General features: G+C 46.6%; 2 rRNA genes. Both read left to right on the top strand.

The features are described from left to right. Positions 1–156 (top strand): 23S ribosomal RNA (locus tag BHE89_RS21205); the annotation flags it as partial. A gap of 118 nt (positions 157–274) precedes the next feature. Then, positions 275–390 (top strand): 5S ribosomal RNA (gene rrf / locus BHE89_RS21200). Positions 391–427 lie beyond the last annotated feature (37 nt).

Below are 427 nucleotides of genomic sequence, written 5' to 3'. Positions count from 1 at the left end.
AAGCATCTAAGCGGGAAACTTGCCTCGAGATGAGTCTTCCCTGTCACCTAGAGTGACCTAAAGGAACGTTTAAGACTAAGACGTTGATAGGCTGGGTGTGTAAGCGTAGCGATACGTTGAGCTAACCAGTACTAATGAACCGTGAGGCTTAACCTGACAACACCGAAGGTGTTTTTGTCAGAGAGACGAAACGATGAAGTAAGCTTGTTTAAGATTGATAATTACTGGTGACGAACCGTTAAAGGGTGAGTGACGAGTAATAAAACAGAATTTGCTTGGCGGCCATAGCGCAACGGTCCCACCTGATCCCATGCCGAACTCAGAAGTGAAACGTTGTAGCGCCGATGGTAGTGTGGGGCCTCCCCATGTGAGAGTAGGGAACTGCCAGGCATCAATTAACGCATTAGTGTTAAATAACATTAATCGC

It is taken from the genome of Shigella sp. FC1967 (assembly GCF_001743005.1).
GTDB lineage: Bacteria > Pseudomonadota > Gammaproteobacteria > Enterobacterales > Enterobacteriaceae > Proteus.
Note: the sequence above shows the minus strand (reverse complement) of the source record. Positions and strands in the feature narration are given on the sequence as shown.